General features: G+C 50.1%; 6 protein-coding genes and 1 pseudogene. 5 read left to right on the forward strand and 2 right to left on the reverse strand.

Annotated elements, in window-relative coordinates:
- The first annotated feature begins 169 nt into the window (after nucleotides 1–169).
- A complete protein-coding gene (locus tag ABZJ92_RS12535; RefSeq protein WP_005053205.1) occupies nucleotides 170–1,213 on the forward strand; it encodes an RNA ligase RtcB family protein in 1,044 nt (347 codons plus the stop codon).
- Nucleotides 1,214–1,289: 76 nt separating this feature from the next.
- A pseudogene (gene prfH, locus ABZJ92_RS12540) lies at nucleotides 1,290–1,889 on the forward strand (peptide chain release factor H); the annotation flags it as partial.
- 56 nt (nucleotides 1,890–1,945) lie between these two features.
- Here the strand turns inward: prfH and pepD are convergent.
- Nucleotides 1,946–3,403, reverse strand: coding sequence for a cytosol nonspecific dipeptidase (gene pepD, locus ABZJ92_RS12545; protein ID WP_001293030.1), 1,458 nt, complete (start codon nucleotides 3,401–3,403; stop codon nucleotides 1,946–1,948).
- A gap of 261 nt (nucleotides 3,404–3,664) precedes the next feature.
- On the opposite strand from pepD, the gene gpt reads away from it, so the two are divergent.
- From gpt to crl, 3 genes are all read left to right on the forward strand, one after another.
- Nucleotides 3,665–4,123, forward strand: a complete 459-nt coding sequence (gpt, locus tag ABZJ92_RS12550) for a xanthine phosphoribosyltransferase (RefSeq protein ID WP_001291990.1) — start codon at nucleotides 3,665–3,667, stop codon at nucleotides 4,121–4,123.
- 91 nt (nucleotides 4,124–4,214) lie between these two features.
- Nucleotides 4,215–5,459 carry an esterase FrsA gene (frsA, locus tag ABZJ92_RS12555; RefSeq protein ID WP_000189558.1) on the forward strand — a complete coding sequence of 415 codons (1,245 nt, stop codon included), beginning with the start codon at nucleotides 4,215–4,217 and terminating at the stop codon, nucleotides 5,457–5,459.
- A 57-nt stretch (nucleotides 5,460–5,516) separates the two neighbouring features.
- Nucleotides 5,517–5,918, forward strand: a complete 402-nt coding sequence (gene crl / locus ABZJ92_RS12560; protein ID WP_000174678.1) for a sigma factor-binding protein Crl — start codon at nucleotides 5,517–5,519, stop codon at nucleotides 5,916–5,918.
- Between the two features lie 38 nt (nucleotides 5,919–5,956).
- On the opposite strand, the gene phoE is transcribed toward crl, so the two are convergent.
- The gene (phoE, locus tag ABZJ92_RS12565; RefSeq protein WP_000749864.1) at nucleotides 5,957–7,012 is read right to left on the reverse strand and encodes a phosphoporin PhoE; all 1,056 of its coding nucleotides are present in this window, start codon (nucleotides 7,010–7,012) and stop codon (nucleotides 5,957–5,959) included.
- Nucleotides 7,013–7,207: the final 195 nt, after the last annotated feature.

Below are 7,207 nucleotides of genomic sequence, written 5' to 3' on the forward strand. Positions count from 1 at the left end.
CATGACAAATCCTTTATCAATGACTCTTTGCAGACCTTTCCAGGATTAATTCTTTTTTTCTTGCCCTGGATTCGTCTGCCATTTCCTGATTTTTTAATTGTTACTCTCAATAATTCAAGTCGCAGCACATGCAACTTGAAGTATGACGAGTCTATTTACGGAATGGTATATGGGCAATTATATTCGTCCCTTATCCGATGCGGTATTTACCATCGCATCTGATGACCTGTGGATCGAGAGTTTAGCGATCCAACAATTACACACCACGGCAAATTTACCCAACATGCAGCGCGTAGTGGGGATGCCAGATTTACACCCCGGACGCGGCTACCCGATTGGCGCAGCGTTCTTCTCCGCAGGCCGTTTTTACCCAGCACTGGTCGGCAATGATATCGGCTGTGGCATGGCGCTATGGCAAACAGATATTCTCGCTCGCAAATACAACGCCGATAAGTTTGAAAAGCGATTATCAGCTTTGGATGACGTTGCTGAAGAAAGCTGGCTGGAGGAAAACCTGCCGTCAGCATTTGCACAGCATCCGTGGCGCAGCTCGCTTGGCTCTATCGGTGGTGGCAATCATTTCGCTGAACTGCAACAAGTTGATCAAATCATCAACGCTGAACTGTTTGCACTGGCAGGTCTGGATGCGCAGCATCTGCAACTGCTGGTTCATAGCGGCTCGAGGGGGCTAGGGCAGTCTATTTTACAGCGGCATATTGCCTCGTTTTCGCATCATGGTTTGCCTGAAGGCAGTGACGACGCGCTGGCGTTTGCGCGTTTTAATCGCCACCTGATCGCTTTGCGCATAATGCAACAGGTTAAGGCCACCGGAAGTCCGGTTCTGGATGTGGCGCATAACTTTGTTAGCGCGTGTCGAATCGGTGATCAACAAGGGGTCTTACATCGTAAAGGTGCCACGCCTGATGACTGTGGTCTGGTGGTTATTCCCGGTTCACGCGGTGATTACTCCAGGCTGGTTCAGCCCGTCAGGAGTGAGGAAACATTGCATTCGCTGGCGCATGGGGCTGGGCGTAAATGGGGGCGCACCGAGTGTAAAGGGCGTCTGGCAGCGAAATACACAGCGACGCAACTCTCGCGTACTGAACTTGGCAGTCGGGTAATTTGTCGCGATAAACAACTCATCTTCGAAGAAGCGCCACAAGCCTATAAATCGGCTGAAAGTGTGGTGCAATGTCAGGGCAGGCCGGATTAATTATTCCTGTCGCGCGGCTGCGTCCGGTGCTAACGCTCAAAAACAGTGGAGGGAAAAAAGGATGATCTTGCTATAACTCTCCTCAGCGCAGGGGCCGGAAGAATGTTGTCTCGCAGTGAAAAAGGCGCTGGACAGGCTAATTAAAGAAGCTGCCCGACAAGACGTCGCGGTAACGGTGCTGGAAACAGAAACAGGCCGCTACTCTGACACGCTGCGTTCGGCGCTGATTTCTCTGGATGGCGACAACGCATGGGCGTTAAGCGAAAGCTGGTGTGGCACTATTCAGTGGATTTGCCCGAGCCCGTATCGCCCACATCACGGGCGTAAAAACTGGTTTCTGGGCATTGGGCGTTTTACCGCTGATGAGCAGGAGCAATCCGATGCGATCCGGTATGAGACGCTGCGTTCGTCGGGGCCGGGCGGTCAACATGTCAATAAAACCGACTCGGCGGTACGCGCCACGCATTTGGCATCCGGTATTAGCGTGAAGGTTCAGTCAGAGCGCAGCCAGCATGCTAACAAACGGCTGGCGCGATTGCTGATTGCCTGGAAGCTGGATCAGCAGCAATAGGAAAATAGCGCGGTGCTGAAATCACAGCGGCGAATGTTCCATCACCAGATTGAACGTGGCAACCCGCGACGAACGTTTACAGGGATGGCTTTTATCGAAGGATAATGAAGGATGAAACTGCCGGAAGGCGATTAAACGCCATCCGGCAGCAAATCAAATAATTACTTCGCCGGAATTTCTTTCAGCAGTTCAGTCAGCAGTGTCCAGTAATGACCTACGCTTTCGATGTGAACTTGCTCATCCGGAGAGTGTGGACCGGTGATAGTTGGCCCGATAGAAACCATGTCCATTTCCGGATACGGTTTTTTGAACAGACCACATTCCAGGCCCGCGTGGATAATCTGGATGTTCGGCGTCTTGTTGAACAGGCGCTGATAGGTTTCACGTACCAGATGCATCACCGGAGAATTAGCGTCCGGCTGCCAGCCAGGATATGCGCCTTTCGCTTCGGTTTTCGCGCCAGCCAGTTTACCCAGCGAATCCAGCATGCTCACCACGTAGTCTTTACCGCTGTCGATTAGTGAACGGATCAGGCAGTGAATTTCTACGTTATTGTCAGTCATGGTCACCACACCGACGTTCAGGGAGGTTTCGACCACACCTTTTGCCACGTCGGAATTGCGGATCACACCGTTCGGGGTGGCGTTCAGCAGACGAATAAAGGTATCGCGAGATTTCGCAATCAGGGCAGCTTTATCGTTCGCTACAGAGTCCAGCAACAAGGCCAGATTTTTCTCTTTCTCTGCCAGCTCGTTTTTCAGGATCTCCTGATAGGTATTCACCAGAGATTTCAGTGCGTCGACTTTATCAGCTGCGACAGCAATGGTCGCAAAGGCTTCACGCGGGATGGCGTTACGCAGTGTGCCGCCGTTGAAATCGATAAGGCGCAGGTCCAGTTCTTCTGCATGACCCGCCAGGAAGCGCACCAGCAGTTTGTTGGCATTACCCAGGCCAACGTGGATTTCACCGCCGGAGTGACCGCCTTTCAGACCTTTTAAGGTTAACTTGAAGGTTTCAAAACCAGCTGGAACCGCTTCACGATCTAAATGCAGGTTGGAGGTGAAGTCGATACCCCCCGCACAACCCATGTAGATTTCACCTTCTTCTTCGGAGTCGGTGTTAATCAGAATATCAGCCTGCAACCAGTTGCTCTGTAAGCCGAACGCACCGTCCATACCGGCTTCTTCGGTCATGGTCAGCAGCACTTCCAGCGGGCCGTGAACCACGTTTTCGTCAGCCAGAACCGCCAGTGCAGAGGCCATACCAATGCCGTTATCCGCACCCAGCGTGGTGCCGCGCGCTTTAACCCATTCGCCATCAATATAAGGCTGGATAGGATCTTTCGTGAAGTCATGCACGGTGTCGTTATTTTTCTGCGGCACCATATCGAGGTGGGCCTGTAAGACGACCGGTTTACGATTTTCCATACCTGCGGTAGCAGGTTGACGAATCAGGATATTACCTACCTGATCGCGTTCGACATGGAAACCTTTCTCTTTTGCCCAACCAACAATGTATTCAGCGAGTTGCTCTTCATGATAGGACGGGTGAGGAATAGAACAGATTTTGGCAAAAATATCCCACAGCGGCTGTGGAGATAATTGAGACAGTTCAGACACGTTAAGTCTCCTTGTCGATCACCCGCAAAACAGTATTGCAGGTCACAGGGTTAGCAGAAAATGTTGTCAACACAAGACAGGCTTGCGAGATATGTATTGAGAATACCACTTTATCCCGCGTCAGGGAGAGGCAGTGCGTAAAAAGACGCGGACTCATGTGAAATACTGGTTTTTAGTGCGCCAGATCTCTATAATCTCGCGCAACCTATTTTCCCCTCGAACACTTTTTAAGCCGTAGATAAACAGGCTGGGACACTTCACATGAGCGAAAAATACATCGTCACCTGGGACATGTTGCAGATCCATGCACGTAAACTCGCAAGCCGACTGATGCCTTCTGAACAATGGAAAGGCATTATTGCCGTAAGCCGTGGCGGTCTGGTACCGGGGGCGTTACTGGCGCGTGAACTGGGTATTCGTCATGTCGATACCGTTTGTATTTCCAGCTACGATCACGACAACCAGCGCGAGCTTAAAGTGCTGAAACGCGCAGAAGGCGATGGCGAAGGCTTCATCGTTATTGATGACCTGGTGGATACCGGTGGTACTGCTGTTGCGATTCGTGAAATGTATCCAAAAGCGCACTTTGTCACCATCTTCGCAAAACCGGCTGGTCGTCCGCTGGTTGATGACTATGTTGTTGATATCCCGCAAGATACCTGGATCGAACAGCCGTGGGATATGGGCGTCGTATTCGTCCCGCCAATCTCCGGTCGCTAATCTTTTCAACGCCTGGCATTGCCGGGCGTTGTTCTTTTTAACTTCAGGCAGGTTACAATAGTTTCCAGTAAGTATTCTGGAGGCTGCATCCATGACACAGGCAAACCTGAGCGAAACCCTGTTCAAACCCCGCTTTAAACATCCTGAAACCTCGACGCTAGTCCGCCGCTTTAATCACGGCGCACAACCGCCTGTGCAGTCGGCTCTTGATGGTAAAACCATCCCTCACTGGTATCGCATGATTAACCGTCTGATGTGGATCTGGCGCGGTATTGACCCACGTGAAATCCTCGACGTCCAGGCACGTATTGTGATGAGCGATGCTGAACGTACCGACGATGATTTATACGATACCGTGATTGGCTACCGTGGTGGCAACTGGATTTATGAGTGGGCCACCCAGGCGATGGTGTGGCAACAAAAAGCCTGTACGGAAGAAGATCCGCAACTCAGTGGTCGACACTGGCTGCATGCGGCTACGTTGTACAACATTGCCGCCTATCCTCATCTGAAAGGAGATGACCTGGCCGAGCAAGCGCAGGCTTTATCAAACCGCGCCTATGAAGAGGCCGCCCAGCGTCTGCCGGGCACGATGCGGCAGATGGAGTTTACCGTACCCGGCGGTGCGCCCATCACCGGCTTTTTGCATATGCCGAAAGGCGATGGCCCGTTCCCGACAGTATTAATGTGTGGTGGTCTGGATGCGATGCAGACGGACTATTACAGCCTGTATGAACGTTATTTTGCGCCGCGCGGCATTGCGATGCTGACTATTGATATGCCGTCGGTGGGCTTTTCTTCAAAATGGAAGCTCACCCAGGACTCCAGCCTGTTGCATCAGCACGTCTTAAAGGCGCTGCCTAACGTACCGTGGGTGGATCACACTCGCGTCGCGGCCTTTGGTTTCCGTTTCGGCGCTAACGTTGCCGTGCGTCTGGCATACCTTGAATCGCCGCGTCTGAAAGCGGTTGCCTGTCTTGGTCCGGTAGTTCATACCCTGTTGAGTGATTTTAAGTGCCAGCAACAGGTGCCGGAAATGTATCTTGACGTTCTGGCGAGTCGTTTGGGGATGCATGATGCTTCCGACGAAGCGTTACGCGTGGAGCTGAATCGCTATTCATTAAAAGTGCAAGGATTGCTGGGGCGTCGCTGCCCAACGCCAATGTTATCAGGCTACTGGAAGAACGATCCGTTCAGCCCGGAAGAGGACTCACGCTTAATCACCTCATCATCTGCTGACGGTAAATTATTAGAGATCCCATTTAACCCGGTGTATCGGAATTTTGACAAAGGTCTTCAGGAAATCACCGGCTGGATCGAAAAACGCTTGTGTTAAAAATTTGCTAAATTTTGCCAATTTGGTAAAACAGTTGCATCACAACAGGAGATAGCAATGACGTTACCGAGTGGACACCCGAAGAGCAGATTGATCAAAAAATTTACCGCACTAGGCCCGTATATTCGTGAAGGTAAGTGCGAAGATAATCGATTCTTTTTCGATTGTCTGGCTGTATGCGTCAACGTGAAACCGGCACCGGAAGTGCGTGAATTCTGGGGCTGGTGGATGGAGCTGGAAGCGCAGGAATCCCGTTTTACCTACAGCTACCAGTTTGGTCTGTTCGATAAAGCAGGCGACTGGAAGAGTGTTCCGGTAAAAGATACTGAAGTGGTTGAACGACTGGAGCACACCCTGCGTGAGTTTCACGAGAAGCTGCGTGAACTGCTGACGACGCTGAATCTGAAGCTGGAACCGGCGAATGATTTTCGTGATGAACCGGTGAAGTTAACGGCGTGAGTGAAATGTGCCGGATGCATCACATCCGGCAATATTCATTAAAACTGATACGTCATCCCAACCGCGACAGTATCATCATTATTAATATTCAGCTTATTATCGCTATCCAGTTGGTTGATTTTATAATCAACAAACGCTGACATATTTTTGTTGAAATAATACGTAGCACCGACGTCGATATAATTGACCAGATCTTCATCACCGATGCCCTCAATATCTTTCCCTTTCGATAAGACATAACCCAGCGATGGACGCAGACCAAAGTCAAACTGGTATTGAGCGACCGCTTCAAAGTTCTGTGTCTTATTGGCAAAGCCGCCAGTTATTGGCGTCATTTTGCGTGTTTCAGAATAGAAAGTTGCCAGATAAATATTATTGGCATCGTATTTCAGACCTGTTGCCCATGCTTCTGCACGCTTGCCTGTGCCACGGCTTTGCAGGTTCTGCTCGTTGGTGCGATCTGAGTTGGTATAGGCCCCACTAATGGCGAAATCGCTGCCGCCAAAGTCATATGTCAATGACGTGCCGAAGCCATCGCCGTTTTGCTTTTTAACGTCGCGGTTTTCGTTTTTCCCTTGATATTGCAGGGTTAAGTTCAGGCCATCGATAACGCCGAAGAAGTCGGTGTTCCGATACGTCGCCAGACCGCTGGCGCGTTTGGTCATAAAGTTGTCGGTCTGCGCCGAGGAATCGCCACCAAATTCCGGGAACATATCGGTCCAGGCTTCCACGTCATACAACGCGCCCAGGTTACGACCATAATCGAAAGAACCCAAATCTTTATATTTCAACCCGGCAAAAGCGAGACGCGTTTTTTGCTGTGCAGTATCACTCTCCGCTTTATTTCCGGCAAACTCCGCTTCCCACCGACCATAACCAGTCAGTTGATCGTTAATTTGAGTTTCACCTTTAAAACCAAAACGGATATAACTCTGGTCGCCATCTTTACTGGCGTTATCACTCATATAATGCATGGCTTTAACTTTGCCATAGACATCCAGTTTATTACCGTCTTTATTATATATTTCTGCAGCCTGTACAGATGCAGATGCCACAATGCCCATCACCACTAATGCCAGAGTGCTCTTTTTCATTTTCATTCCTGATTTTAATTAACGCGCGAATATTCAGCGGGAGAGCCCCGTTGAAAACAGGAAAGTTTTTAACCTGAGATTGTTAAAGATATATTACAGATTAATGATATTCTGAAAATGGGTAATGCTGCCAACTTACTGATTTAGTGTATGATGGTGATTTTAAGGTGCTTGCGTGGCTTCCATTTCCATCAG

It is taken from the genome of Shigella sp. FJ200513, assembly GCF_040495915.1.
GTDB lineage: Bacteria > Pseudomonadota > Gammaproteobacteria > Enterobacterales > Enterobacteriaceae > ECMA0423.

Coding starts and splice junctions, on each gene's coding strand:
- ABZJ92_RS12535 (WP_005053205.1), top strand. CDS start 170: ATGGGCAATTATATTCGTCCCTTATCCGATGCGGTATTTACCATCGCA.
- gpt (WP_001291990.1), top strand. CDS start 3,665: ATGAGCGAAAAATACATCGTCACCTGGGACATGTTGCAGATCCATGCA.
- frsA (WP_000189558.1), top strand. CDS start 4,215: ATGACACAGGCAAACCTGAGCGAAACCCTGTTCAAACCCCGCTTTAAA.
- crl (WP_000174678.1), top strand. CDS start 5,517: ATGACGTTACCGAGTGGACACCCGAAGAGCAGATTGATCAAAAAATTT.
- phoE (WP_000749864.1), bottom strand. CDS start 7,012: ATGAAAAAGAGCACTCTGGCATTAGTGGTGATGGGCATTGTGGCATCT.